Genomic DNA, 24,410 nt, shown 5'->3' with positions numbered 1-24,410 from the left:
TCTTGTCATCGTCTGGTGAGGCGGGTTCGTTGGTGGAACCAGCGGGCGCGGGCTTGGTGGCGGCGTCGCCAGGTGTGCCAGTGCAGGTGGTGTTCGAGACTGTGCCAGGCGCGGGTGGCCAGGTTGACCAGGCGTTTCACCTCGGTGACGGTGAGGTGGATCAGCCCGGGGTCGGTGGGCTTGCCGGGCGTGAGGGCGATCCGGGTCGAGGTGGAGATGCCCAGCACGTAGGCAGTGCTGACCTCAGGGCTCTCCAGCCACGCGCGCAGGCGCGGGTCGCGTCCATACACCTCGTCGCCGGTCACCCAGCCGGGTAGCCGGCCTTCGGCGTGCAGGTCGGCCAGGATCTGCCGGCCCAATTCAGGCTTGGTCGAAAACTCCAGCTCATCGGGCACTCCGGCAGCCTGTCGGCGCTCAGCGTCCCGGGCCCATTCGGCAGGCAGGTAGGGGCGGGCACCGACCAAGGCGTGCCCGGCCACGGTGGCGAAGCTGCAGTACACAACGTTGATCGCATTCTCCACCCGGCCCGCGCAGCCCACGTACTGGCGCTTGACCCCGATCGTGGCGGTGCCCTTCTTGCACTGCCCGGACTCGTCCAAAATCGCGACCGCGTCCCCGTCGTCGAGCCGCTCGCACACGAAGCCGCGGACGGCGGCCATCGCGGCCATGGTGTCCCACTTCGCGCGTTCCAGCAGGTGCTGCATCTTGCCCGGTGTCGCGTCACCCGCATGCTCAGCGATCGTCCAGCAGTTCTTGCGCGGCAAATCGCTCATCAACGCCAGCACGTATTTCTTCGCTGTCGCCCGGAGGTCCCATCTGCGAAAACATCCGGCCATCGAACCCATCAGCTCATCCAGACATCGCCTGGCCGCCTCGGCCTCTACGATGGCGGCCGCAGCCGCTCCGAGTTCTTTGATCGTCACACATCAAGATCATCGGGGCGGTTGCCTCGCGCTACGAACGGTCACCAACCGCCATGATCACAATCTACGACTGCCGTACTAGACCACGTCGAACTCGTTCCCCTCGGGATCCACCATCGCCACCGCATAGTGATCAACCCCGGGCTGCGACAGCACCCGCACAACGGACGCCCCCGCCTGGACAAGCCGCTCCACCTCGGCATCCACCCGCGCTTTCCGGGTCTCCAGCGGTATGTCCTCCCGCTTGCCGCCCACCTTCACATCCAGGTGGAACCGGTTCTTGACCACCTTGCCCTCAGGCACCTGCTGAAACCAGATCCTCGGCCCGTACCCCTCGGGATCGACGATGCTGTCGCTGCCGTCCCCCTCACCCAACTCGTCCTCCGGCACTCCGAGACTGCGCCAGTAATCCCGCCACGTGTCGAATCCACCCGGCGGCGGCTCTACCGTGTACCGCAGCGCGCCCGCCCAGAACCGGGCCATCCGCTCAGGTGCCGCACAGTCAATGACCAGCTGATAAGAAACCATGGCAGCCATCCTGCCGCGTTCGCCCTACGCGGTGCCTGTGATGGGCATCGGCTACCTGCTCGACACGAACGTGGTCTCCGAAGTACGCAAGCGAAATGGGAGCTCACACGTCAAGGACTGGGTAGGCGGGGCTCATGGGCCCACGCTCTACCTCAGCAGTCTGACGGTCGGTGAGATCCGCTGCGGGGTCGAGCGCCGCCGACACAGCGACCCCGCACAGGCGACGATTCTGGAACGCTGGCTCCACGGGCTTCACCGGCAGTTCAGCGACCGCATCGTTCCCGTCACCTCCGAGGTCGCGGAGGAATGGGGGCGTCTGAACGCCGTCCGCCCGCTGCCCACGGCAGATGGTTTGATCGCCGCGACGGCCAGGGTGAACGGGTGGACCCTGGTCAGCAGAAACGTCAAGGACTTCGAGGGGACGGGCGTGTCCGTGGTCAACTGTTCTGCGGTGGGGTGCTCAACTCGACGTCCGGCCGGTCTACGTCTCGACCGACCTGGATGGGATGAGTGATCAGCGGGTCGCCTCGTATGTCGCCAAGTACGCCACCAAGGGAGCCGAGTCCGCGGGGACGGTCGATCGTCCGATCCGCAACGTCTGGGACATCGCCAGCCTGGAGGCAGGTCGAATGGCGGTGGCGGGAAGGTGCGGGACTGGGTGACTGTTCCGGCTGATCTGGCCTCGCCTGGCTTACTGTGAAGCGCTCGGGTTGGCTGCCCGTTCCTCGACGGTGGTCGGGAACGAACCGATGCCTTGCGAGGTCACGACCCACCCTCGTCGCGCAGCACCTTCATGGTCTTGCGGACGGTCGGTCTGGAGACCTGGAACTCCTCTTCCATGGCGACTTCGGAGAGCAGGGTCTCGGCGTCGTACCCGCCGGCGTCGATCCGCCTGACCCTTCAACTCGACGGCAGCGTCATGGTGCACGAGTTCCCGCGCTGGTCGGTCAACGAAGCTCGGACGGTCTGGACAGCCCTGCTGTCTGGAGGTGTCCGGTAGACGGGCGTGGCGGCGTGGGATCTGGAGGGACGGTGCCGCCACGCCTCTTCATGTACTGAGACCTGCCAAATGACGCCGACCTTGTATCCGTTTTCTTGCCTGCTGCAGGCTGAGAGACCGGTTTTCGAAATCCCCACGGTCAGCCGTCGGCTGCGTCTTCAGTAGTATCGCAGCGGCGCTGTTCACCTGGCTGCTCCCATGACACGGAATGCGGTCACGATGACTCGGACATCGCCGACTCGGTTGATGGTGGCCAATGATGTCCGGCGTCATGCAGCTTGCTCAAAGCGGTGAGGTCGTTCGTCACCAGTACTTGAGCCAGTCGCGCCGCTACAGCCAGCACCGCCGGCCAGCCGGGCGATTCCACGTACGCATGGTCTCCGGCGGTGGCACCCACTAACTCCTGCACCTGGGAATAGGCGGCGCCGAGGTCTGCCATCAACGAGACCTCCTCGTCTGTGCGCAGGCTCTTTCCCAGCCAGGACCGTGGGGCGCGTGCATCGCAGAAGTCATCGAAGAGGACGTGCGCCACGTAGTCGAGATTCTCGAACTCATCGGGGTTCAGCCACACCTCACGTTGCCAGGACGAGCTCGCAAGTGCGAGGACCGCGGGGACGACATGCAGGCGGTACTGAGGAAACTCGATGCCGTGATCGATCACCTGTCGAGGGTACTGAGGAGCTGATCGCCAGGATCCGGCCTAGCGGTTTTCAAGACCGCCAGGAGCTATCAGAACAGCAGCCCATGACCTGGACTTATTGCCCTGCGATCAGCCTCGAAGCGGAGATCATCGCGTAGATGTCGCGCAACCCGCGCATGGCCCCTCGACTGCCGCGCCTTCCCACATCGATGCGCGCGCAAAGACACCGGGTTGAGGAAGCGCATCCTCACACGTCCGGAGACAAGTCTCTGACCAGCGGATACGTCATTCGTAATCGACCTTGGGCTGTCGGTTGGGCAAGTATTGGGCAGAGACACACTTGGGGCGAGATCTTCCTCCAAGGTGGCAAGCCTTTGACCTGTCGGCTGTGATGGTTACGGGCACCTTCTGATGGCTGCAGTCGGCCCCGTGCGCTCCTACTGTCGGTGCCTCGATGAGCAGGTCACGGGGGCGGAGATGCGAGCGTGTTCAGCACAGGTCGCTATGGATAAGTTGATCGCGCTCCCGGAGTGGCACGTTTCTGTCGGCGGCGTCTGCCACCATGACGACATGATCATGCAGCCCATCGATGTCTCCTGGCTCTGCGGCGAATACGGCGAGGAGTGCTACGGCTTCATCTACCTCCGCACCACACCCGAACAGGCCATCGCCCGCCTCGGCGGCCACTACGCAGACTTCGAACCCGCCCGCCTGCCCGACGAACCCGACGACTGGCCAGACCCGGGGGAACCCCTCGGAGTCGCCTCCGTAGGTGACTGGAGCATCATCTTCTACCCCGACTGGATCAGCATCGAGGAAGAACTGATCACTCGGCTCTCCGAAGGCACCCGCCTCGTCTTCCACACCGCCCTCGGCGTCGAGGACACCGACGACTTCTACTGGTGCGAAGACGGCGAGATCAAATACCTCTACGGAGGCGACGACGCCTTCGTCATGGATCCCCCAGATGAACTCGCCGACGCCATGGAGGAGATCAACAAGCTCTATCCGTCGATTCCCCGTCTCTACAGAGGGCCGGCATTCCTCCTCATCGAATACCTGACCGGAATCAGGCCGACCGAGGAACTCCTGAAAAGCCTCACCTTCAGGTGGGGCACCGTGAAGCGGTCCGGGTCTGATGGAGGCTTGATCCCCTGAGAGGATCGAGTCATGGCACGTCTGTCGCTCTATCCTGCCGAGCTGTGTGAGCGTACCGTGCGCATGGTCGCGGAGGTCCTCCCGAAGTGGGGCGCGACCGTCGGGACCGCCGGGAGCGGGTCGTGGTCTGGATCGTTGCAGGGCCTTGGTTCTGCCGGCCTTGTTTGATGCCCGGGGCGTGTATGCGTCACTCGACGCACCATCGTCATTGATTCGACATCGCCGCTTCCTACGCATGATGATCATGCGGCGGATCGAAGAGCCGCAGCGCGGCCCGCGACCGCCCAACGCGCCGGCACGCCGCAGGCGGGCCGGCCTTGACCCTGTAGAGACAGTTGTCGCGGTTCAAGATCTGAAATCGTGGGCCATCTGCTCGTCGCGGGATTTCCCTCGTTTGCAGATCGCTGTTTTCCCAGGTCGAGACTGGAGACTGGCTCCTGTCGTGTGGCCCTGGCGATCCTCGCGCTGGTTTCCGGTCTTGAAAGAATGGTTGCCTGAACCGATGTTCTCCGAATAGATGTTGGCGCCGTAGTAGAAGACGGTGAAGTGGCTGCGGCATACTCCTTCTTCTCTATGCGTTGGGCACGTATGACCATGCCGTCGCTGCTGCTGGTGCCCGGTGCCTGGCACAAGCCGGAACATCTGCAACTCCTCATCGATGAGATGCCGGACATCGATGTCCACGCCGTCGCTCTCACCTCGTGCGGCGACGATCCCAAGAGCCTGGGCGATATGTACTCCGACGCAGCCGCCATCAAGGCCGCAGTCGAAGCGATCGATGGACCCGTGGTCGTCCTCGCGCACTCCTACGGCGGTGTTCCCGTCACCCAGGCACTCGCCGGGACGGCCAACGTCGAGAGCATCGTCTACCTCGCCGCGTTCCAGCTCGACGCCGGAGACTCCCTGCTGTCGAGCGTGGGCGGCAACCCTGCGCCGTGGTGGCAGTTCCACCGGACGGAGGGCGCCGGCGGCCACATGACCGTGGCAGGCCCGGTTGACGTCTTCTATGGAGATGTGGACCCGGCCATCGCTGAGAAGGCAGCTGCGGAACTGGGCTACCAGTCCTATACCGCCATTACCCAGGAATTGACAGCAGTCGCCTGGCAGACCATTCCCAGCACCTACATCATCTGCGAAGCGGACAACGCCCTCCCGCCCTTCGCCCAAGAGCTCTTCGCCCAGCGCGCCGGGAAGACCCTGCGGCTGAACGCCTCCCACTCACCCTTCCTTTCCCAACCCTCCACGCTGGCCCAGGTCATCAGGGACGAACTCACCCAACGCTGAAGACCCGCGCCCACCGCCGAACGGCGGTCAGCGGAAGGTGGACATGAGAGCCACGGACGACCGGTGTGAGCTCACCGAGGGCGGTGGTCAGCGGGAGGCGCGGTGATGAGAGCCACGGACGACCGGTGTGAGCTCACCGGGGAAGCCGGAGGGCGGCGGCGAGGTCGTCGAGGTGCTCGGAGACGGGGCCCAGGGTGAGCAGGCCGCTGCCCGCCCCCGCCAGCTCCGCCGCCGCGGGGAGGAGCTCGGTGTGGGCGCGCTTCATCGTCTCCCGGTCGCCGACGGCGACGGCCGCCCGCGCGGCGAGGCACCAAAGGGCCTCGAACAGCAGGTCACGGGGTGGATCCGGGACCTGGCGGAGCACCGCCGCGGCCTCGTCGCGGCGATCTTGGGCCAGCAGCACCAGGGGACGGGCCCACGGCTCGTAGGGCCCCCAGTCGATGTGCTCGTCGGCCGGGGCGGGCAGCGCGCGGCGCAGGCGCAGGCAGAGCAGCGCGAGCGGCAGCGCGCCGCACCGCAGCCCGGGCATGCCGGCGCCGTCCAGTCGCGCGGCGGCGTCCCGGTAGGCCGCCTCCACCTCGGCCACCGGTGCCCGCCCCGCCGCGGCGAGCCGCAGCGCCCGGTACCACTGGGCGAACACGCCCACCAGCGGCAGCTCGTGGCGCTCCGACAGGAGGTCCGCGGCGGCCGCGTGCCCGTCGGCCGCGGGGAAGTCCGCGAGCGCGCTGCGGGCCTGGAGACGGATGAGGTGCCCGAGCACCTCGAAGGTGACCAGGCCGTGCCGGGCGGACAGGGCGACCAGCTCGGCGCCGATCTCGTCCCGGCGCGGCGCCAGCCCCGCCCGGTGGAAGGTCTGCATGAACACGCCGTTGAGGGCGAACACCAGCAGCGCGGGATCGTCCAGGCGCCGGGCTATCTCCTCGGCCTGCCGGGCGGCCTGGGGTCCGCGCTCCGAGCGGGTGCCGCGCGACTCCAGGGCGATCGTGGCCAGCAGGCGGGCCCGCGCCGCCTCGTGCGCACCGGGCGGGAGAACGCTCAGGGTGCGTTCGGCCGCCGCCACGATCTGTGCCGCCTGCTCCGGGTCGTCCGAGCGGGTCCAGATCGCCGGGACGTCGTACGCCCCGATCACGCGGGCGGTCAGTTGCGCGTCGCCCATCTCCTGGGCCGCCGTGATGGCCGCCACCCGGTGCCGGCGGGCCGCCTCCAGGCCGCCGCCCCCGGTCACCGCGAGGTTGCGCAGCAGACTCACCGTCGACTCCAGCCGGGCCCGGGCACCGGATGGCACAGCGCTGTCATAGGCGGCGGCCGCCTGCGCCCACACCCGTCCCGCCGCTCCGGCCGGGGCGGCGGCGGGGTCGAGGTGGGGGGCGTGGTCGAGGATGTCGGCCTCCAGGCGGCGCAGTCCCGGGCCCGGATCCACTCCCAGCTGCTCGACCAGGAGCGTTCGGGCCCGGCGCAGCACCGCCAGCGCGTCGCCCTGGCGGCCGGTGCGGTACAGCGCGAGGGCCAGCAGATGCCAGGCGTCCTCCCGCCAGGGGTATTCGGCCACGTGCGCGTCCAGATCCGGCACCGCCTCGGCCGCGAGGCCCAGGGCCAGCCGGGCCTCGGCCCGGAGCTCGACCGCCCGCAGCCGCAGCTCCGCCAGACGGGATCGTTCCGTACGGGCCCAGGCCTCGTCGGCGAACTCGGCGTAGGCGGGCCCGCGCCACCACCCCAGCGCCTCCTCCAGTCGTGCGAGCACTTCCTCGGGGGGCAGCGTCGCGGCGGCGGTCACCGCCCGTTCGAAGCGCCAGGCGTCGACCGTGTCCGGCTCCGCGCGCAGCGCGTATCCCGGCCCCTCGGTGACCAGCAGCCGGGCCGTGGTTCGGGGCGGGCGCTCGGGCTCCAGCGCACGGCGCAGCGCGGACACGAAGGTGCGCACCGCGCCCACCGCGTCCGGCGGCGGATCCGCCCACAGGTCCTCGACCAGGCGGGTGACCGGGACGACGCGGCGGCGGGCGACGATCAGGCGGGCCAGCACCGCGCGGTGCCGCGGTCCCTTCAGCGCGATCGCACCCCCGGCGCCGTCCCAGGCCGTCACCGGCCCCAGCACTCCGAACACGACCCGCACCCGTTGACCACCCTTTCCGGGGCATGGCCCCTCCGGCCACGATATAGCGCGCTCATCCGATGCTCATTCGCGCCCGGCAGGCTGGGGGACACCTGCTCACCTATGGAAAAAGGGCAAAACCATGACGACTGTCATCCCCGGCTTCGACTACCGGCGCGTCCCCGTCGCCGACGGCGTGTCCCTGAACGCGGCCGTCGGGGGCTCGGGCACGCCGATCGTGCTGCTGCACGGCTTCCCGCAGACCCACCTGATGTGGCGGCACGTCGCCGCCGACCTCGCCGCCGACCACACCGTGATCTGCCCCGACCTGCGCGGCTACGGCGCCAGCGACAAACCCGCCGAGACCGGCCCCGCCACCTACTCCAAGCGCACCATGGCCGCCGACATCGTCGCCCTGGCCCGTGAGCTGGGACATGAGCGCTTCGCGCTGGCCGGACACGACCGCGGCGCCCTGGTCGCCATCCGCGCCGGACTCGATCACCCTGAGACGATCACCCACCTGGCCAGCCTCGACGTGCTGCCGACCCTGGACATGTGGAAGGTGATGCACGGCGCCAGCGCCGCCGTCGGCTTCCACCTCTATCTGATGGCCCAGCCCCCCGGCCTGCCCGAGCAGATGATCGCCGCCAGCTCGGACGCCTTCTTCGGCCACTTCCTCGACATCTGGGCCAACGACCCGCAGGCGATCCCCGCCGACGTCCGCGCCGCCTACCTGAACGCCTGCCGCGACGCGGTGCCCTCGATCGTGGCCGACTACCGTGCCTCCGCAGGCATCGACGTCGACCACGACCAAGCCGACCGGGACGCCGGTAACCGGCTGGGGATGCCGGTCACCGTTCTCCAGCAGGACTGGGGCGCCGCCCTCGGCTTCGACGCGGCGGCGCTGTGGGGGACCTGGGCATCCGACCTGCGGCACGGCACCGTCACCTGCGGTCACTTCATGGCCGAGGAGGCCCCCGCCGACATCGCCAAGGCCCTTCGGGACCTGCTCACCCGCCAGGGCGGGGAGAAGGGGTAGCGGCCGGGCGTTTCTCTCAGTTCACCAGCACGATCTTTCCGCGGGCATGGCGGCTTTCGCTCAGTTCGTGCGCGGCCGCGGCCTCGGCGAGCGGGAACGCCGCCGCGACCGGAACCCTCAGCCGGCCCTCGCCGGCGAGGGTGACCGCGATCGCGAGGCCGTGCAACGCCAGTGGGTCGGCGGGGGCACCCACGGCCGCGCCCGTCTTGTCGGCCGGCGCTCCGTGCGACATGTGGACGCCGTGGGCCGCCGCGGTGAGGTCGGGGGCGATCGTCACCACGCGCGCCGGGTCGCCGGCGATGGCGACGAGGTCCGGCAGTGCCCCTCCGGCGCAGTCGAACACCGCGTCCACTCCGGCCGGCGCCATCGCGCGGATCCGTTCGACGAGCCCCGCCCCGTACGTCGTCGGCTCCGCGCCGAGGGAACGCAGGAAGTCGTGGTTGTGCTCGCTCGCCGTACCGATGACGGTGGCGCCGCGGGCGACCGCGAACTGGACGGCGATGGCACCCGTCCCACCGGCCGCGCCCTGCACGAGCACGGTGTGCCCGGTGCCGACCGCGAGCCGGTCGAGGACCCGGGTGGCCGTCTCGACGCCGCCCGCGGCGCCGCCCGCCTCCTCCCAGCTCCACGCGGCAGGTCTGGGCGCCCAGGCGGCCAGGACCGCGAAGTCGGCATTGGCGCCGCGCGCGGCCGAATCGGTCATGCCGAACACCTCGTCGCCGATGCTCACGCCCGTGACACCGTCGCCGACCTCGTCCACCACGCCCGCGGCGTCGAATCCGGTCCGATACGGGAACGTCGTGGGCACCACGTCACGCAGCGTCCCGGAGCGGATGTACGTCTCCCCGGGCGATACTCCGGAGGCCCGTACGGCGATGCGGATCTGGCCGGGTCCGGCGTGCGGTGCCTCCACCTCGGCGATGTGCACAACGCCGGGCGGGCCGTACTCAGTGAATTGAACTGCTCTCATGGGCCGAACGTAACGGAACACCCCGTCCGTTTAGCTAAAGTGAGAGCGGTGACGGCCCAAGTGATAACGAAGCTCCGCTCGGATGCCCGCGACAACCGCGGGCGCATCCTCACGGTCGCTCGCGTGGCCTTCGCCGCCGAGGGACTCGACGTGCCGATCCGGGAGATCGCCCGGCGCGCCGAGGTCGGTGTCGCGACCGTCTACAGGCACTTCCAGACGAAGGAAGCGCTGATGGCCGAGGCCTTCGCCGAGCAGATGGCCTCTTGCTCGACCATCGTGAAGGAGGGTCTGGCGGTGGGCGACCCGTGGAACGGGTTCTGCCTGGTGATCGAGAAGCTCATGGAGGTGCACGCCCTCGACCGAGGCTTCGCCCGTGCGTTCACCTCGCCGCTTCCCCAGGCGGCCGGCCTCGCCGCGGACCGTGATCGCACGCTGCGTCTGCTGCTCGAACTGGTGCGGCGCGCGAAGGAGGCGGGCTCCTTGCGGGGGGATTTCGTGCTGGAGGACATGAGCCTGGCGCTGATGGCGAACGAGGGCATCCGCGCCGAGTCACCCGAGATGAGGGTGGCGGCGTCGCGCCGCTTCGCGGCCCTGATGATCCAGTCGTTCCAGGCGAACCCCGTCTCGATGCCGCTTCCGCCGGCCGTCCGGCTGCCTCTCTCCAGAGGCCAGTGATACGGCGCCGGGCATCGACGAGCCGCGGCCGGTGCCCTGTTTCTCGATGGAGCGCCGGCGCCACGGGGCGTCCGGTCACCCCTCAAGGGCCGGCATCCCAGGGGGTCAGCGGAGGCGGCTGACCTCGAGGACCGCGGAGGCGAAGGCCTTCGGACGTTCCTGCGGGAGGTTGTGGCCGGCTCCGGCGACCACGTGGTGCACGCGTGGTCCGGTGAAGTGTGGCGCCGACGCGGTCCCGTCGGTCGGTGGGACGACCCCGTCCGCCTTGCCGTCGAGGGTGACGGCGGGGACCGTGATCGGCGGCTGCTTCAGCAGACGCGCCTCAAGCTCGTCGTAGCGGGGATCTCCGGGCACCGCGAGGAGCCGGTGGCGATAACAGTGGAGCACGACGTCGACGTAGTCCGGGTTGTCGAAGAGTTCGGCCGCACGGTCGAGTTCGGCTTCGGTGAACCGCCACTCCGGCGAGTTTCTGCTCCATACGACGCGAGCGAGCTCCTTGGTGTTCTGCATCAGCCCCTTCCGCCCACGCTCGGTGAGGAAGTAGTAGAAGTACCAGTATCCGGCTTCGATCGCCGGAGCCAGCGGCTCCTGCGCGACGGCGAGGTCCTGGACGAGATAGCCGTTCACGGACACGAGTCCGGTGCAGCGTTCCGGCCACAGCGCGGCGGCGACGTTCACGCCGCGACCGCCCCAGTCGTATCCGGCGAAGATGGCACGCGGGATGTGGAGCGCGTCCATGAACGCCCTGTGGTCCGCTCCGAGGGCGGCCTGCTGACCGGACCTGAAGGTGTTCTTGTCGAGGAACCTCGTCTGGCCGTGGCCGCGAAGGTAGGGAAGGTAGCAGTGGAAACCCTGACGGATCAGGTCGGGGACCACCTCGAGATAGGCGTCAGGGCTGAAGGGCCATCCATGGGTGAGAATCACGACCTTGCCGTCGGCCGGCCCGGCCTCGTGGTAGGCGATGTCAAGCAGATCCGTGCGTACATGATGGACCGGCCCGAGTCCCGGCGATGGCTCTGAGTTACCTGTGGATTCACCGTGCGTGACCGCCGAAGCCGATGCGGTTGAGAGGCCGCCCATTGAAGCCGATACGGCTCCCGCGACAACCGCCTTGGAAAATGTTCGTCTGTCCATCATTTGAGACCCCTGCGAAAGCGCGACCTTGGCGAACTCGGTGCACGGTGATGCGCGAGGAATTATCGTCGCCCGAGTGTTCGGGATAGCGGCTCTGCCGCGGGCGGGTGACCTCGCCGAATGGCACCGTGACCTGGCCCCCGCGGTGGTTCTTCGGGTCGAGCGTAGCGGATCGGTGCAGGTCAGCACTCTGATGGGGGGCGCTACGGAGATGAGCGGGGTCGTCGGCATCGTGATCGTTCACCCTGTCCGAAGACGGAATCGCCGCGTCGGCGGGTTACCTGACCCCGCATTACCCGCCGGCCGATTACGGGATCGCCTCGCGGTGCCGCTCCCGGGAGAAAGGCACGGCGATGCGGTTCGCGTCGTTCGCGGGACGGGTCCGTGGCTTCGGCGTTCGACGACGGCGCATCGCGCGAGGCCGCCTGAAGGCCACCGTTTACAGCCGCTGTCATCAAGGCCGGTCCGGCTGCCGTGATCCGCCCGTGATCTGTGCCGAGTCGCTCGCGGCCTCATTCCGATATCGAAACCAAGGCCGTGACCTGTGGAGAGAAAGAAACATCGGTGATCTCTATTGACAGCGGGTTACGCCCGTCCGATTATCCGATCGATTGCTCTCGTCGAGATGATGTCGCCCTGACCCCACAGTGAACGATCAAGATCTGACAGGCGTTGTCACCCCCGTAGGAGGCACACGGCGCGCGCCCTATCACGTCCGCCCTCATCCAGATCCGACCGGCCACCGGTGCCGCCGACGGCACCGCGACGTCGAACCTCTCCAACAGTGCGGAGTCGGCCGGCTCCGGCGCGTATGCGGTTGCGCCCGGCGACGGGGTCACGACCGAGTTGATCGCCACTGCTCGCTCCGGGCATGGCATGCTTCACGTTCCCGGTGACCGGCGAGGCCGGAGTGCCGGTCACGACGAACTCGGGCCACGCGACCTCTGAGCCGGGACCGCACCGACCGACAGCAGACCTTTCCACCCCCCTGAACGACGCACCATCCCTACCGCGGCAGGTCCTTTCCCGTCGTGACGGCTCCCGCCGTAACGGCCCGTTGAGGTCCGCCTCCGGGACGGTGCAGACGAAAGGATCAGCTATGCGATGGAACCTCAGGCGGCTCTGTGCCGCCGGGCTCGGGCTTGTCCTCACCGCCGGGTTGACGGTGGCGCCGTTCACGCCGGCGCAGGCCGAGTCGAACGGTGGCGTACGGGTCATGCCGCTTGGCGACTCCATCACCGACGGGTTCAACGTGCCCGGTGGCTACCGCATCAACCTGTGGCAGCGGATGGTCTCGGGAGGGCACACGGTCGACTTCGTCGGATCCGGGTTCAACGGGCCGGCCGCTCTCGGCGACCACGACCACGAGGGCCACTCGGGGTGGCGGATCGACCAGCTCGACGCGAACATCGTCGGCTGGCTGCAGAACTACACCCCGCGCACCATCCTGCTGCACATCGGCACCAACGACATGGGCCAGAACTACGACATCGCCAACGCGCCGGCCCGGTTGTCCGCGCTCATCGACAAGATCCGGGCCAACGCGCCGACGGTCGAGCTCTTCGTCGCGCAGGTCACGCCGGCCGCCGACCCGGCGTTCGAGTCGCGGATCCAGGGGTTCAACGCCGCCGTCCCCGGCATCGTCGCGCAGAAGGGGCCGATGACCCACCTGGTCGACATGCACTCCGCGCTGACCACCGCCGACCTCGCCGACGGTCTCCACCCGAACGCGGGCGGCTACGACAAGATGGCGGCGCGCTGGTTCTCCGCGCTGCAGTCCGTGCCCGGCAGCCTCACCCAGGTGTCCGTACCGCCGGTCGGCGCCGCCGTCTCGCTGGTCAACCCGCAGGCGAACCGCTGCCTGGACGTCTCCGGGGCGAGCACCACCGCCGGCGCGCAGATACACATCTGGGACTGCCACGGCGGGACCAACCAGCGCTGGACCCGCACCGCGGCCGGTGAACTGCGTGTCTACGGCGACCGCTGCCTCGACGTGAACGCCAACGGCACGGCCAACGGTACGAAGATCCAGATCTGGACGTGCAACGGCACGGCGGCGCAGAAGTTCACGTTCAACGCGAACGGCACCATCGTGGGGACGGGGTCGGGCAAGTGCGTCGACGTGGCGGCGAGCGGAACCGTGAACGGGACGTTGGTGCAGCTGTACACCTGCAACGGCACCAACGCGCAACGCTGGTCCGTGCGATGACCGCGTACGCCCGGGGGAGTGGCGCACCTCGCGTGGTCCGCCGACGCTGAGCACGAGGCCGGCCAGGAGCACCGGCCTGGCCGACACTTTGGCGATCATGCCCGAGGTGACGCCCGCGCCGATGGTCACGGCGGTGTGGAACGTCACCTCGGGTGTGTCACCTGAAGGCGGCGATATTGCGGACCGCCCATTCGGCGAACGTACGGGGCGTACGGCCGAGGACCCGCTCGACGTCGGGGCTGATCCGCTGCTCGGCGGGGTTGGGCTCGCCGATGATGGCGAGGGTGGTCTCGACCACGGGCTCGGGCATGAACTGCAGCATCTGCGCGCGGGCCTCGTCGCGGGTCTGCTCGATGAACCGGACCGGCTCGCCGAGCGCGTCGCCGATCTCCCCGGCTCGTTGCCGGGGCGTGCTGAGGGCGGGCCCGGTCAGCTCGTAGGCCTGCCCGGCGTGACCGTCCTCGCGCAGGGCCGCCGCGGCGACCTCGCCGATGTCGGCCGGGTCGATGAACGGCAGCCCGGTATCGCCGAACGGCGCGGCGGCCGTGCGCCGCGTGCGGATCGTCTCGGCCCACGCGAAGGCGTTGGAGGCGAAGCCACCGGGCCGCAGGATCGTCCAGTCCATGCCCGACCGCCGGACGGCGTCCTCGGTGGACCGTCCCCCGACCCCGTGGGAGGACGACCGCGGCCGGGTGACGACTCCCTGGGAGGACAGCAGGACGATCCGTCGGACGCCCCCGGCCTTCGCGACGTCGAGGATGTCCTCTGGGCTCAGCAGGTGCGCACCGGCACCGCCGTCGTGGAGGAACACCGCGTCGGCGCCGTCGAAAACGGGCCGAAGGCTCTCCGGGGAGGCCAGGTCCACCTGCCGGTGCAGGACACCCTCCGGTACGGCCACCTCCGAGACCCCTCGGGACACCGCCGTCACCCGCTCACCGGCTGCCGCGAGTGCCTGCACGAGCGGTCGGCCGACGTTGCCGGTGGCCCCGGTCACTACGATCATGAACTTCTCCCATTGATTGCGATCACTTGCGCCGGGAATTTTCTCCCGACTGAGTTAGCTGACTAACTTGGTTGCAAACATAGCCAGCCTGATCGCGGCTGTCTATAGTTAGTCAGGTGACTGACTCGAAGAGAAGCGATCGGGCCCCGGTCGTCACGGGGCGGGGCAAGCGGGAGCGGCTGACGACCGCCGCGGTGAAGATGCTGCATGAGCAGGGCGTCGAGAAGACGACGCTCGCCGACATCGCACGGGCGGCCGACGTCCCGGTGGGCAACGTCTACTACTACTTCAAGACCAAGGACGACCTCGTCGAGGCGGCCCTCGGCGCGCACGCGCAGGGCCTCCAAACGATGATCGCTTCGTTCGAGGGGCTCTCCACCCCTCAGGACCGGCTGAAGGCACTCATCGGCGGCTGGGTGGGGCAACGCGACCTCGCCGCGCGGTTCGGCTGCCCCACGGGCACCCTCTGCTCGGAGCTCGGCAAGCGCGCCGACGGTCTCGACCGCACCGCGGCCAAGGTCATGCAGGGCATGATCGACTGGAGCGAGCAACAGTTCCGTTTGATGGGCCGGAGCGACTCCCGCGACCTCGCGGTCGCCCTGATCGCCGCCTACCAGGGGATCTCGCTGCTCACCAACACCTTCCGCGACCCCGAGCTCATGGTCCGCGAAGGCGACCGGCTGGAACGCTGGATCGACTCGCTCGGCCGGCCGTCGGAAGACCCCGGCGACCCCGCGTAGATCGTTGCCTCTCATCGTGCCGGACGTCCCCGCCACGCGGTTCCGCGGCGAAGCCGGATTCATCGCGGCGGAGTCCGGTCGGCCGCCCGGCCGTCGTCACCGGATGCCTCCGGCGGTATCGGAGAAGCCGTCGCCGAGCATCCGGCGTCGGTCGCGGTTCCGGCACGGCGCGGGGGGGGGGTGTCCCGAGGGCCTGGTCGCCTGCCTGCCGATGCCCCGGGGGACATGCCTCCGTCTCTACCGCGTCCGGAGTTGTTCGCGCACCCGTGGCGCGACCTCGGTGCCGAAAAGGCGGATGTTCTCCATGAGGGTCGCGTGCGGCATCGGGCCCATGCCGTACTTGAGATCGAAGCGGCCGGCGCCGAGGGCCGTCATGGTCTTGACGACGCGCCGGGCGACCGTCTCCGGTGAGCCGACGTAGAGGGAGCCGTATTCGACCTCGTGCTCGAAGTACTCGCGGGTGATCTTCGGGAACCCTCGCTGCCTGCGCGCGTCGAGCATGAAGGTCTCATAGGTGGGCCAGTACTCCTCCTTCGCCTGCTCGTCGGTGGCCGCTATGTGCCCGGGGGAGTGCACCCCGATCGGCAGGGGAGCGAGACCCGCCTGCGCCGTGGCCTCCCGGTAGAGCTCGGACAGCCGGGCGAAGCGCGCGGGATTGCCGCCGATGATCGCGAGCATCAGTGAGAATCCATGACGCGCGGCGCGCACGACGGAGGCCGGGTTTCCGCCGACGCCCACCCAGGTCGGCAACGACCCGCCCGCGGTGCGCGGGTAGACCTGCAACCCGGGCATGGCGGCCCGCGTGGTTCCCGACCAGGTGACGGGCTTCTCCGCGCGCAACCGGGCGAACAGTTCGAGCTTCTCCTCGAACAGGCGGTCGTAGTCGGCGAGGTCGAATCCGAACAGCGGGAACGACTCGACGCTGGATCCACGGCCGAGGATCACTTCGGCGCGTCCGGACGAGAGGGCGTCCAGGGTCGCGTACCGCTGGAAGACGCGCACCGGGTCGTCCGAGCTCAGCACCGTCACCGCGGATCCCAGGTGGATGCGTGAGGTCCGGGCGGCGATGGCGGCCAGGACCAGGTCCGGTGCGGACAGCGGCATCTCCTCGATGTGGTGCTCGCCCAGGCCGAAGAAGTCGAGGCTCGACTCCTCCGCGAGGACTCCCTCCGCGACGAGTTCGCGGATGTTCTGCGGCTGGCTGAGCAGACTACCGTCACCGCCGACGGTCATGTCCCCGAAGCTGTCGACACCGATCACGATCGGGTGCTCTCCATACGTGCTCGTCATCGCGATCTCCTCCGAGAGTGTGATTGACGCATCAATATTGACGTGTCAATCATATGAGATATGATTGACACGTCAATGAGATGGAGTGTGGATCATGAGAGACGGTGCCCAGGCCACCGGTGCGGTGGCGCGGCGGCGAATGGCGGTGGGGGAGCTCGCGATCTGGAGGGCGCTGATCGACACTACCGCCGAGCTCCGGAGAATCCTGGGGACGCAGCTGCTGCAGGAAACGGGCCTCTCGCCGGCCGACTATCAGGTGATGCTGGCGTTGAGCGAGGCGAACGGCAGGCGGCTGCGATCATCGGAGCTGGCGGCGGCCATCGACTGGGAGCGGAGCCGGCTGTCCCATCACCTCGGGCGAATGGAGGGGCGCGGTCTGATCCGTCGCGACGACTGCCCCACGGACAACCGCGGTGCCGAGGTCTCGCTCACGGACGAGGGCGCGGAGATGTTCCGGAGGGCGACCGCACCCCATATGAGGGCCATCAAGAAGCACTTCGCCGACGCCCTGACGCCCGAGCAGTTCGAGGCGCTCGACGACATCCTGCGGACGCTGCAGAGCCATCTCCACCCGGAGCCGGCCGTTGCTCCCGCTGTTTCCACCAAGGGGGAATCCTCATGACCGGCGGAGCGCCGCGGCTGCCGCGGATCGCCGTACTCGGTGCGGGGCACGTCGGCCCGGCGATCGCGCGGGTCGCGATCGCCGCCGGCTACCACGTGACGATCGCGGCCTCCGGCGACCCCGAGAGGATCGCGCTCATCACCCGCGTGCTGGTGCCGGGAGCCGAGTCGCAATGGGCGGCCGATGCCGTCAGGGACGCCGACATCGTGGTGCTGGCGATCCCACTCCACAAATTCGCGGCCTTCGACCCCGCCCTGCTCGCCGGCAAGATCGTCATTGACACGATGAACTACTGGCCGCCCACCGACGGCGTCCAGGAGATGTTCGAAGATCGCCGGTACGGCAGCAGCGAGATCGTTCAGCGTCGGCTCGCCCGGTCGACGATCGTCAAGACCTTCAACCACATCGGCTACCACGAGCTTGAGGACGAACGCCGGCCTGAGGGCTCGCCGGAACGACGCGCGCTCGGCGTCGCCGGCGACGACCCGGCCGCCGTGGAGCTCGTGGCGGACGTCATCGAGCGCATCGGCTACGACACCGTCCGTCTGGACAGCCTGAGCGCCGGCCGCCTCTTCGAACCCGGCAACCCCGTCTTCGGCGCATCGCTGCACCGGACCGAGTTCGAGCTGGCCCTGAGCGCCGAACCGAGTTCGAGCCGGTCCTGAGCGCCGAACCGAGTTCGAGCCGGTCCTGAGCCCCGGACCGAGTTCGAACCGGCCCTGCGCGCCGAACCGGGCGCGAGTCGGTCCTGAGCCCTGAGCGGAGTCCGAGCCGGCCTTGAGCGCCGAACCGGGCGCGAGTCGGTCCTGAGCCCTGGACCGGTCGCGCCCGGTCCTGAGCGCCGAACCGGGCGCGACCGGTCCAGAGCCCCGAAGCCGTACAGAGCATCCCGCTCACCCTCAACCCGATCCACAACCAGACAGAGAGACCCGACGTGACCACAACCCCGTCGCCCGCCGTACGAGCTTCCGTGGGCGAACCCACGACGTTCCCCCTCGTCCTCGGCCTCGACACCTTCGGCGACGTCACCTACGACGATGACAACCGCCCGCTCTCACATGCCCAGACGATCCGGAACGTCGTCGAACAAGGTGTCCTGGCCGACCAGGTCGGCGTGGACTTCTTCGGGGTCGGTGAACATCACACCGACGATTTCCCCTTGTCCGCCAGCGACGTGGTACTCGGCGCGATCGCCTCGCGCACGACCCGCATCCGCCTCGGGTCAGCGGTCACGGTATTGAGCTCGGACGATCCCGTCCGGGTGTTCCAGCGTTACTCCACGCTCAACGCCATCTCCGGCGGCCGGGCGGAGGTCATCCTGGGACGCGGTTCCAGCATCGACTCGTTCCCGCTCTTCGGCTACGACCTCGCCGACTACGAGGAGCTCTTCGAGGAGAAATCCCACCTCTTCGCCGAACTGCTCAAGGGCGGACCGGTCACCTGGCAGGGCAAAACCCGCGCTTCGCTCAGCGAGCAGGACGTCGTGCCGCACACCGAGTCCGGACCTTTCCCGACATGGATCGGCGTCGGCGGCAGTCCCCAGTCGGTCATCCGCGCCGCACGCCATGGATTCTCGCTGATGCTCGCGATCATCGGCGGCTCCCCGTCGCGCTTCGCTCCTTTCTCCAAGCTCTTCCACCAGGCCCTGGAGACACTCGGGCACGCCGCCCTGCCGGTCGGAGTGCACTCGCCCGGTCACGTCGCCGCCACCGACGAGCAGGCTCGCGAAGAGTTCTGGCCCCGTTACCTGGAGGTCATCCGCAACGTCAGCAAGACCCGCGGATTCGCCGTCCCGACCAAGGAGTCCTTCCTCCACGAGATCGGGCCGCACGGGGCGCTCTACGTCGGGTCGCCGGAGACCGTCGCGAAGAAGATCGCGGCAAATCTCCCCGCTCTCGGTGCGAACCGCTTCGACCTGAAATACGGCATGGGAGGCCTCTCACACGGAGCACTCATGACCAACATCGAGCTTTACGGGACACAGGTCGTCCCACGCGTCCGCGAACTCCTGGCCTGAGCACATACGCTGAGCGGCCCGCGCATCCGCGCCGAGGCCGTGGCACCGCCGCCGGACCGCGCGGCTCCGTCGGCTCGCAGAACCGGGTGCCCGGATTTCCTGCTCTGGCCTGTGCCGAGTTCATCGGCGGACAACGACCTCTCCCGCGGACGCCTGTCGTCAGCGGTGGACGGTCACGTGGTCGCCGCGTCCCGGGTAGGTCATGATGAGCAGCCGCTGCCCCCCTTGCCTCGTGCCCTTCCAGGAGAGCCAGGCGTAGTGGACGCGGACGCGGTAGTGGCCCTTGCCGAGGGCGGCGAGATCCGGGAGCTGGATGCCGGTCAGGTTGTCGGCGAGGACGATGCGACCCTCCGGGCTCTCGTAGCCGACCTCGACGACGTTCTGCCAGCCCTTGGTCTCCACCGGCGGGCGGCGGTCGTACGCCTCGGTGGTGACGCAGGCGCGGTACTCGGTGTTGAGGAAGACCTGGAGGTGACCGGGTGCGGAAGCCACCAGGTCGCCGCCCTCCACTTGGTGAGGCGGCCCGTCCTCCGGTTCCCCACCCTGTTCGTACGTTTCCAGGGGCAGCTCCGGCCAGATGGGTTTCTCCTGCCGAATCGCCGACACCGGCGTGATCAGGGGGCGGTGGCGGGGGGCCTGGTCGCATTTGGCCTGCTCTTCGGCCTCGTGGGCGAGCATCTCGCGCTCCTCCTCCTCAGCCGCCACCCTGAGGGTCTCGGCGGCCTTCGGACAGATGTCGGCCAGAAGGGCTGTCTCGTCTCCCGGGCTGACTCCGTACGCCTTGTGGAATCGGGCCATCTCCTGCGGGTTCTCGCGGGTGTAAACACCGCAGAGGCGGTGTCCGTACGCCACCAGCATCCGGTCGGGCATGCCGCCGACAGGCGATGGGACGCGGGCGGTGCGCACCGTGCAGATGAACGCCTGCTCGCCGGTCATGGGGGGCGGTGGGGTGCGTCCCGTCTCGTAGTCGCCTTTCGCCTCGCAGTCGCTCGCCGTGGTGATCGGACCCGGCGCGTGGTCTGAAACCGGGACCAGGACGAGCACTGCGGACGCGGCCATGCTCGCCGGCAACACCCGGTACGGCCTGCGACGGGCGGGGCGGTCACCGTACAGAAACAGCAGGAGCAGAGCGGAACCCGTGAAGGCGAGGCTGTACCACAGCGGTGAGATACCGAGCGAGGAGGTGAACATCCAGTCAGGAAATATCAAGATACTGCCGTGGGTGGCCCTCGAGTCGCCGGCTGCCGTCGTGGCCGCGGTCGCCAGCCCTGCCACCGCCGCGAGGAGAAGAGCCCAGATCGTTCCGATCACGAGGCGGCGCGTCCGCCGCAGCACCGCGGCCAGTACCAGTGCGGCGGCCCCGCCCGTTCCGACCAGAAGATCGAACGGAAGCCAGAGCTGCATCGGATACCAACCGGAGAACCAGGACGCGATCGCCCCTCGCGGCCCGATCCAGAGGAACACACCGTCCGCCAGGTTGGCCACGGCGGGCAGCAGCGGCAGCGCGACCGCCACGGCCTGCAGGGGCCACCGGCGCGACGGGCTCGCAGGCGTGACGGGACGTGGATCCCGGGGCCGGTTCCCGAGATCACGGGCGGACCGGCCGAGCCATACCAGCGTGAACACGTCGAGCGCCAGATGGCCGCCCGCGTACCAGACGTACGATCGGCTGAACGAGTTGATCATGAGGTCCGGCACGAGGAAGGGCCCGGCGACGACCGCCGCTCCCGCCCACAGTGTGACCCGCCCCCACCGGCCGTCCTTCGCCTGGGCCACCAGGGTCAGCACCATCCAGACCAGCCAGGGCACGCTTCCCAGAGAGGACTGCCACAGGGCCTCACCGTCGAGCCCGAACAGCTCCAACAGCACGATGGTGAGCAGCAGCGCCGGGTGGTACAGCCCGGCCGCCAGCGCGACCAGCCGCAACGTCCGGGAGACCCCGCGCATCACCCGGTAGAGCAGCACCACGACGGCGACCTGCACGACCTCCTCGGGAATGTCCGTCCAGGACAGGTCGGCGAGCTCGATCGCCAGCGAGACATACAGCGCGATCCGCAACCGGCGGGCGTCCCTGCCCGGTTTCTCGCCGCCCTGCCGCCCGGGCAGGATCTGCCACAGTCCCCAGCCCTGCAACGCCCCCACCGCGACCAGCATCAGGACGCGGCCGCCGTCGATGTCCACCGGACGGTCGGCGAGCCTCCGGTAGACGACCAGCGTGGCGAGCCAGGCGTCGCCGGTCACCGCGGCGGCGACGCCGGAGACGACGACCAGGGCCACGAAGGCGGCGGCGATCCAGCCGAGGGGATAGCGGCGCACGGGCGGTTCCCGGGGGTAAGGGGGGCGAAGCGCCCAACTCTAACGGGCTGCCACCCAGAGTCGATCATCACTCGTGGGTGGTGGCTCCGCGTCCATTCGCCGAATCGGTGGACGGTGCGGGTGAGACGGTGGCCGGGTCACCTCTCCAGTTTGGTGAGGCCGAACCCGCAGACTCTTATTAATCTACATTGTAAAGGCATCGGTTCGAATTCAAGATCATTTAGGATGGACCGGAAACCTACTGCCCACAGGCAAAGGAGGCGGCGGAATCGTCCGTCGGCGACTCGTCAAGGCCGGCCGGACGGCAGATCTCAGATCTGCGATCCGCTGCTCCTGTCGCCTGGAGCTCGAGTGCGTTCCGGCCTCTCGCGTCGGCGTGAGAGGCCGCCGATACGCTGCGTAAGTGACTCTGATCGGACGCCGCGGTGAGCTCGCCGCGGTGGAACGGCTGCTCGACCGGGCGGCGACCGGGGGCGGGATCGGCGGACACCTCATCGTCACCGGACCGCCCGGCGCCGGTAAGACGGCGCTGACCGGCGCCGCCGCGGATCTGGCTCGCGCCCGGGGGATACCGGTGCTCCGTGCGGCCGGAACGGACCTCGACTCCGGTCTGCTGATCTGGGAACAGGTGCTGGGCGATCTCGAAGCGGGCGAACTGCCGCCCGACGCCGGCCCCCGGGACCTCGATCGCGCCGCCCGGGCTATCGCCCGCGGCGGACCGCGCCTGCTCGTGGTCGACGACGTCGACCGGGCCGGTACGCGGGCCGTGGCATTCCTGGCTCTGCTCGCGTCCCGCCTCGGTTCCGGCGCGACCGTGCTGATCGCGACCGCGGAGAATCCTCTCGGGGTGACGCCGGAGCTGCGTCTGCGTGGCCTGACGGAACCGGAGCTCGCCGGCCTGACGGCAGATCTGCCCGCCGAGGCGGTCCACGCGGTGTGGCTGGCCTCGGGCGGCCTGCCCGGAGCCGCCATCGGCCTCGCCGGTGAGCTGGCCGGTCTCGACGCCGACGCCGACGCCGTGATCCATCTGGCGCTGACGGCGCCGTCGCGGGCGGAGTTCCTCGAACTCGACGTCGGTCTGATCCGCCTGCTGGAGGCCGCGCTCGAACGCCCGTTGCCGCCCACCACCCGGGCCCGGGTGCTGGCCCGGCTCGCCCGCGAGATGCTGGGCGATTCGTCGGCCGGGGCACGCCGGCGCGAGCTGATCGACGAGGCGGTGACGCTGGCCCGGATGACCGGAAGCCCCGGCACGATCGCCGAGGTCCTCGACTGCCGGCTGCACGCGCTGTGGGATCCGGCCGCCGCCCATGAACGGCTGACCACCGCATCGGAGATCGTGGAGCAGGCTCGGCGGGCCGGCGACGCAGTGGTCGAGCGGCGCGGACTGTTCTGGCGTTTCATCGCCCTGGCAGAACTGGGCGAGCTGGGACCGGCTGAGGCGGCGCTCACGGCTTATGCCCGGGCCGGTGAACTGGCCGGCGACGCCGAAGCGGCGGTGGTGGTGCTGGCACGCCAGTCGATGCTGGCGACGGTTCGCGGCCGGTTCGACGTGGCGGTGACGCTCGCGGGCGAGGTGGCCGTGCGTGGCCGGCGGGCGGGACTGATCGACACGGATCGCCTGGTCGGGTCACTGCACGGCGGGGTCGCCGCGATGCGGGGCGAGTTCGAGTCGCTGGTGGATCCCTGGCAGGCCCTCGCCCGGCGGCTGCCCGGTCATTTCTTCGAGGCGGCCGCCGCCCGGTCACTGGCCGAGACCGGTCGCGGTGTTGAGGCGGGCCTCGAGCTGGAACGGCTGCTGCCGGCCGTACTCGCCGGATCAGGGCCGCGCTGGGTGGGGGTCCTGGCCGACCTGGCGATCGTGGCGTCACGGGTCGGAGAACCGGAGACCGCGCAGGCCCTGTATGACGCGCTGCTTCCCTACCGGGGGCGCCTGGTCGTCTGGGGCGGCGCCAACACGATCACGGGGCCGGTCGACGACTACCTGGGACGGCTGGCCATCCGGCTGGGCCGGTTGGACCGGGCGGTGTCCCATCTGGACGACGCGGCCGCGCTGGAGCAACGCGTCGGAGCGCTGCCCTGGCTCGCGCACACGCTGGTCGCCCGGTCCCGCGCGCTGTCCGCACGCGACGGCGAGGGAGACCGGATCCGGGCCGGCGACGATCTCGGCCGGGCCCGCTCGATCGCGGAGCGTCTCGGCATGGGGGGAGTCCTCGCCACGCTCGCCCCACCGGCCGACGAGTGGCGGCTGAGCCGCGACGGCGACGACTGGCGGCTCGACGCCGGCGCCGAAACGGTCCGGTTGCGCGACGGGCGCGGGATGCGGTACCTACGGGCCCTGCTGGCCGCGCCCGGGCAGGAGATCGCCGCGCTGGATCTCGTCGCGGGAGGCGCCGGCCTGCGGGTGCCCGACGGTGATCCGGTTCTCGACGACGCCGCCCGTACGGCCTACCGGCGGCGGCTGGAGACGCTCGACGAGCGGCTCGACGCGGCGGACCGGGCCGGCGACGCCGAGCGGGCGGCGGTCGTCCAGGCGGAACGGACCGCCCTGCTGGCCGAACTGCGGCGGGCCAGCGGGCTGGGCGGCCGGCCGCGGGCCCAGGCCGGTGAGGCCGAACGGGCCCGTGTCAACGCGACCCGGACGTTGTGGGCGACCGTCAAACGGGTGGAGTCGGCCGCGCCGCTGGCGGGGGCTCATCTGCGGGCGTCGCTGCGTACGGGCCGGCTCTTCCGGTATCAGCCGGCTCCGGGTGGTCCGGCGCGCTGGAGGGTGTGA

22 protein-coding genes are annotated in these 24,410 nt (G+C 69.4%); 13 read left to right on the top strand and 9 right to left on the bottom strand.

The window, feature by feature from the left end; all coding sequences use genetic code 11:
• Positions 1-5: 5 nt before the first annotated feature.
• Positions 6-836 (bottom strand): IS701 family transposase, encoded by an 831-nt coding sequence (locus tag DKM19_RS24550; RefSeq protein ID WP_239514474.1) that lies wholly within the window; start codon positions 834-836, stop codon positions 6-8.
• Between the two features lie 165 nt (positions 837-1,001).
• Complete coding sequence (locus DKM19_RS24545; RefSeq protein WP_110698733.1) at positions 1,002-1,451, bottom strand: VOC family protein; 450 nt, start codon at positions 1,449-1,451, stop codon at positions 1,002-1,004.
• Between DKM19_RS24545 and DKM19_RS24540 the strand changes: the two genes are divergently transcribed.
• The 3 genes from DKM19_RS24540 to DKM19_RS51935 all read left to right on the top strand — a co-directional run bounded on the left by DKM19_RS24540 (position 1,450) and on the right by DKM19_RS51935 (position 2,451).
• Positions 1,450-1,965, top strand: coding sequence for a type II toxin-antitoxin system VapC family toxin (locus DKM19_RS24540; protein ID WP_239514409.1), 516 nt, complete (start codon positions 1,450-1,452; stop codon positions 1,963-1,965). The genes DKM19_RS24545 and DKM19_RS24540 overlap by 2 nt on opposite strands.
• Positions 1,898-2,113, top strand: coding sequence for a replication initiator (locus DKM19_RS53055; RefSeq protein WP_369990617.1), 216 nt, complete (start codon positions 1,898-1,900; stop codon positions 2,111-2,113). Before DKM19_RS24540 ends, DKM19_RS53055 begins: the two co-directional genes overlap by 68 nt.
• Positions 2,114-2,244: 131 nt before the next feature.
• A complete protein-coding gene (locus DKM19_RS51935; RefSeq protein WP_239514408.1) occupies positions 2,245-2,451 on the top strand; it encodes a hypothetical protein in 207 nt (68 codons plus the stop codon).
• Positions 2,452-2,665: 214 nt separating this feature from the next.
• Here the strand turns inward: DKM19_RS51935 and DKM19_RS24530 are convergent, their stop codons facing one another.
• Positions 2,666-3,112: a hypothetical protein gene (locus tag DKM19_RS24530; RefSeq protein ID WP_110698731.1), complete on the bottom strand. Its 447-nt coding sequence runs from the start codon at positions 3,110-3,112 to the stop codon at positions 2,666-2,668.
• A 390-nt stretch (positions 3,113-3,502) separates the two neighbouring features.
• Between DKM19_RS24530 and DKM19_RS24525 the strand changes: the two genes are divergently transcribed.
• Both DKM19_RS24525 and DKM19_RS24520 read left to right on the top strand, forming a co-directional pair.
• Complete coding sequence (locus DKM19_RS24525; protein WP_162641712.1) at positions 3,503-4,249, top strand: DUF6461 domain-containing protein; 747 nt, start codon at positions 3,503-3,505, stop codon at positions 4,247-4,249.
• A gap of 594 nt (positions 4,250-4,843) precedes the next feature.
• A complete protein-coding gene (locus tag DKM19_RS24520; protein ID WP_204358991.1) occupies positions 4,844-5,533 on the top strand; it encodes an alpha/beta hydrolase in 690 nt (229 codons plus the stop codon).
• A gap of 133 nt (positions 5,534-5,666) precedes the next feature.
• Here DKM19_RS24520 and DKM19_RS24515 read toward each other — a convergent pair whose 3' ends face one another.
• Positions 5,667-7,643, bottom strand: coding sequence for a BTAD domain-containing putative transcriptional regulator (locus DKM19_RS24515; protein WP_110698727.1), 1,977 nt, complete (start codon positions 7,641-7,643; stop codon positions 5,667-5,669).
• Between the two features lie 121 nt (positions 7,644-7,764).
• Between DKM19_RS24515 and DKM19_RS24510 the strand changes: the two genes are divergently transcribed.
• A complete protein-coding gene (locus tag DKM19_RS24510) occupies positions 7,765-8,661 on the top strand; it encodes an alpha/beta fold hydrolase (protein WP_110698725.1) in 897 nt (298 codons plus the stop codon).
• Between the two features lie 16 nt (positions 8,662-8,677).
• On the opposite strand, the gene DKM19_RS24505 is transcribed toward DKM19_RS24510, so the two are convergent.
• Positions 8,678-9,631, bottom strand: a complete 954-nt coding sequence (locus DKM19_RS24505; protein WP_110698723.1) for an NADP-dependent oxidoreductase — start codon at positions 9,629-9,631, stop codon at positions 8,678-8,680.
• A gap of 48 nt (positions 9,632-9,679) precedes the next feature.
• On the opposite strand from DKM19_RS24505, the gene DKM19_RS24500 reads away from it, so the two are divergent.
• Positions 9,680-10,306: a TetR/AcrR family transcriptional regulator gene (locus DKM19_RS24500; protein ID WP_110698721.1), complete on the top strand. Its 627-nt coding sequence runs from the start codon at positions 9,680-9,682 to the stop codon at positions 10,304-10,306.
• Positions 10,307-10,411: 105 nt separating this feature from the next.
• Here DKM19_RS24500 and DKM19_RS24495 read toward each other — a convergent pair whose 3' ends face one another.
• The gene (locus DKM19_RS24495; protein WP_204358990.1) at positions 10,412-11,230 is read right to left on the bottom strand and encodes an alpha/beta fold hydrolase; all 819 of its coding nucleotides are present in this window, start codon (positions 11,228-11,230) and stop codon (positions 10,412-10,414) included.
• Between the two features lie 1,309 nt (positions 11,231-12,539).
• Between DKM19_RS24495 and DKM19_RS24490 the strand changes: the two genes are divergently transcribed.
• Complete coding sequence (locus DKM19_RS24490) at positions 12,540-13,649, top strand: ricin-type beta-trefoil lectin domain protein (protein WP_110698717.1); 1,110 nt, start codon at positions 12,540-12,542, stop codon at positions 13,647-13,649.
• 157 nt (positions 13,650-13,806) lie between these two features.
• Here DKM19_RS24490 and DKM19_RS24485 read toward each other — a convergent pair whose 3' ends face one another.
• Positions 13,807-14,652, bottom strand: coding sequence for an NAD(P)H-binding protein (locus tag DKM19_RS24485; RefSeq protein WP_110698715.1), 846 nt, complete (start codon positions 14,650-14,652; stop codon positions 13,807-13,809).
• Between the two features lie 116 nt (positions 14,653-14,768).
• Between DKM19_RS24485 and DKM19_RS24480 the strand changes: the two genes are divergently transcribed.
• Positions 14,769-15,392 (top strand): TetR/AcrR family transcriptional regulator, encoded by a 624-nt coding sequence (locus tag DKM19_RS24480; RefSeq protein ID WP_239514407.1) that lies wholly within the window; start codon positions 14,769-14,771, stop codon positions 15,390-15,392.
• A gap of 237 nt (positions 15,393-15,629) precedes the next feature.
• Here DKM19_RS24480 and DKM19_RS24475 read toward each other — a convergent pair whose 3' ends face one another.
• Positions 15,630-16,682, bottom strand: coding sequence for an LLM class flavin-dependent oxidoreductase (locus tag DKM19_RS24475; protein WP_110698714.1), 1,053 nt, complete (start codon positions 16,680-16,682; stop codon positions 15,630-15,632).
• Positions 16,683-16,776: 94 nt separating this feature from the next.
• Between DKM19_RS24475 and DKM19_RS24470 the strand changes: the two genes are divergently transcribed.
• From DKM19_RS24470 to DKM19_RS24460, 3 genes are all read left to right on the top strand, one after another.
• On the top strand, positions 16,777-17,304 hold the full coding sequence (locus DKM19_RS24470; protein ID WP_110705944.1) for a MarR family winged helix-turn-helix transcriptional regulator: 528 nt from the start codon (positions 16,777-16,779) through the stop codon (positions 17,302-17,304).
• Entirely contained in the window at positions 17,301-17,969 is a 669-nt protein-coding gene (locus tag DKM19_RS24465) for an NADPH-dependent F420 reductase (RefSeq protein ID WP_110698712.1), read from the top strand. The genes DKM19_RS24470 and DKM19_RS24465 overlap by 4 nt, the downstream gene beginning before the upstream one ends.
• A gap of 269 nt (positions 17,970-18,238) precedes the next feature.
• Positions 18,239-19,321, top strand: coding sequence for an LLM class flavin-dependent oxidoreductase (locus tag DKM19_RS24460; protein WP_110698710.1), 1,083 nt, complete (start codon positions 18,239-18,241; stop codon positions 19,319-19,321).
• Positions 19,322-19,480: 159 nt separating this feature from the next.
• Here DKM19_RS24460 and DKM19_RS24455 read toward each other — a convergent pair whose 3' ends face one another.
• Positions 19,481-21,637, bottom strand: a complete 2,157-nt coding sequence (locus tag DKM19_RS24455; RefSeq protein WP_110698708.1) for a hypothetical protein — start codon at positions 21,635-21,637, stop codon at positions 19,481-19,483.
• A 403-nt stretch (positions 21,638-22,040) separates the two neighbouring features.
• On the opposite strand from DKM19_RS24455, the gene DKM19_RS24450 reads away from it, so the two are divergent.
• On the top strand, positions 22,041-24,410 hold the full coding sequence (locus DKM19_RS24450) for an ATP-binding protein (protein ID WP_110698706.1): 2,370 nt from the start codon (positions 22,041-22,043) through the stop codon (positions 24,408-24,410).

The organism is Streptosporangium sp. 'caverna', from assembly GCF_003203775.1.
Taxonomy (GTDB): Bacteria; Actinomycetota; Actinomycetes; order Streptosporangiales; family Streptosporangiaceae; genus Streptosporangium; species Streptosporangium subroseum.
Note: the sequence above shows the minus strand (reverse complement) of the source record. Positions and strands in the feature narration are given on the sequence as shown.

Excerpts from the sequence above, each read along its gene's own strand:
- DKM19_RS24550 (WP_239514474.1), bottom strand. The coding sequence starts at position 836 with ATGGCCGGATGTTTTCGCAGATGGGACCTCCGGGCGACAGCGAAGAAA.
- DKM19_RS24540 (WP_239514409.1), top strand. The coding sequence starts at position 1,450 with ATGGCAGCCATCCTGCCGCGTTCGCCCTACGCGGTGCCTGTGATGGGC.
- DKM19_RS24545 (WP_110698733.1), bottom strand. The coding sequence starts at position 1,451 with ATGGTTTCTTATCAGCTGGTCATTGACTGTGCGGCACCTGAGCGGATG.
- DKM19_RS51935 (WP_239514408.1), top strand. The coding sequence starts at position 2,245 with ATGGTCTTGCGGACGGTCGGTCTGGAGACCTGGAACTCCTCTTCCATG.
- DKM19_RS24525 (WP_162641712.1), top strand. The coding sequence starts at position 3,503 with ATGGCTGCAGTCGGCCCCGTGCGCTCCTACTGTCGGTGCCTCGATGAG.
- DKM19_RS24520 (WP_204358991.1), top strand. The coding sequence starts at position 4,844 with ATGCCGTCGCTGCTGCTGGTGCCCGGTGCCTGGCACAAGCCGGAACAT.
- DKM19_RS24510 (WP_110698725.1), top strand. The coding sequence starts at position 7,765 with ATGACGACTGTCATCCCCGGCTTCGACTACCGGCGCGTCCCCGTCGCC.
- DKM19_RS24505 (WP_110698723.1), bottom strand. The coding sequence starts at position 9,631 with ATGAGAGCAGTTCAATTCACTGAGTACGGCCCGCCCGGCGTTGTGCAC.
- DKM19_RS24490 (WP_110698717.1), top strand. The coding sequence starts at position 12,540 with ATGCGATGGAACCTCAGGCGGCTCTGTGCCGCCGGGCTCGGGCTTGTC.
- DKM19_RS24485 (WP_110698715.1), bottom strand. The coding sequence starts at position 14,652 with ATGATCGTAGTGACCGGGGCCACCGGCAACGTCGGCCGACCGCTCGTG.
- DKM19_RS24475 (WP_110698714.1), bottom strand. The coding sequence starts at position 16,682 with ATGACGAGCACGTATGGAGAGCACCCGATCGTGATCGGTGTCGACAGC.
- DKM19_RS24470 (WP_110705944.1), top strand. The coding sequence starts at position 16,777 with ATGAGAGACGGTGCCCAGGCCACCGGTGCGGTGGCGCGGCGGCGAATG.
- DKM19_RS24465 (WP_110698712.1), top strand. The coding sequence starts at position 17,301 with ATGACCGGCGGAGCGCCGCGGCTGCCGCGGATCGCCGTACTCGGTGCG.